At 64.8% G+C, this 1,170-nt stretch carries 1 protein-coding gene; it reads right to left on the bottom strand.

Annotation, left to right across the window (positions count from 1 at the left end; translation table 11 throughout):
- A partial coding sequence (tuf, locus tag A7X97_RS17050; RefSeq protein WP_095377057.1) for an elongation factor Tu occupies positions 1-1,170 on the bottom strand: 1,170 nt, incomplete at its 5' end.

The raw sequence follows: 1,170 nt of genomic DNA on the forward strand, positions 1-1,170 counted from the left end.
TTACTCGATGATCTTCGAGACCACGCCGGCGCCGACGGTACGGCCACCTTCGCGGATGGCGAAGCGCAGACCTTCGTCCATGGCCACCGGGTTGATCAGGGTGACTTCCATCTTGACGTTGTCACCCGGCATCACCATTTCGACGCCTTCCGGCAGCTTGGCGGCGCCGGTGATGTCGGTGGTGCGGAAGTAGAACTGCGGACGGTAGCCGTTGAAGAACGGGGTGTGGCGGCCGCCCTCGTCCTTCGACAGGACGTACACTTCGCCTTCGAACTTGGTGTGCGGCTTGATCGTGCCCGGCTTGGCCAGCACCTGGCCACGCTCGACGTCGTCACGCTTGGTGCCGCGCAGCAGCAGGCCAGCGTTGTCGCCTGCCTGACCCTGGTCCAGCAGCTTGCGGAACATTTCAACGCCAGTCACGGTGGTCTTCTGCACCGGACGGATGCCGACGATTTCGATTTCGTCGCCAACCTTGATCACGCCGCGCTCGATACGACCGGTCACCACGGTGCCGCGGCCCGAGATCGAGAACACGTCTTCCACCGGCATCAGGAACGGCTTGTCGATCGCACGCTCCGGCTCCGGAATCCAGCTGTCCAGCGCGTCGACCAGCTTCAGGATGGCCGGCACGCCGATGTCGCTCTGGTCGCCTTCCAGCGCCAGACGGGCCGAACCGGCGATGATCGGGGTGTCGTCGCCCGGGAACTCGTACTTGCTCAGCAGCTCGCGCACTTCCATCTCGACCAGCTCGAGCAGCTCGGCGTCGTCCACCATGTCGGCCTTGTTCAGGAACACGACGATGTACGGCACGCCGACCTGGCGCGACAGCAGGATGTGCTCACGGGTCTGCGGCATCGGGCCGTCAGCGGCCGAGCACACCAGGATCGCGCCGTCCATCTGGGCGGCACCGGTGATCATGTTCTTGACGTAGTCAGCGTGGCCCGGGCAGTCAACGTGGGCGTAGTGACGGGTCGGGGATTCGTATTCGACGTGCGCGGTCGAGATCGTGATGCCACGCGCCTTTTCTTCCGGCGCGGCGTCGATCGAGGAGTAGTCCTTGAACTCGCCACCGAAGCGCTCGGCACCGATCTTGGTCAGTGCGGCGGTCAGCGTGGTCTTGCCGTGGTCGACGTGACCGATGGTGCCGACGTTGACGTGCGGCTTGGTGCG

The organism is Stenotrophomonas sepilia (assembly GCF_003244875.1).
In the GTDB taxonomy this organism is placed as follows: Bacteria; Pseudomonadota; Gammaproteobacteria; order Xanthomonadales; family Xanthomonadaceae; genus Stenotrophomonas; species Stenotrophomonas sepilia.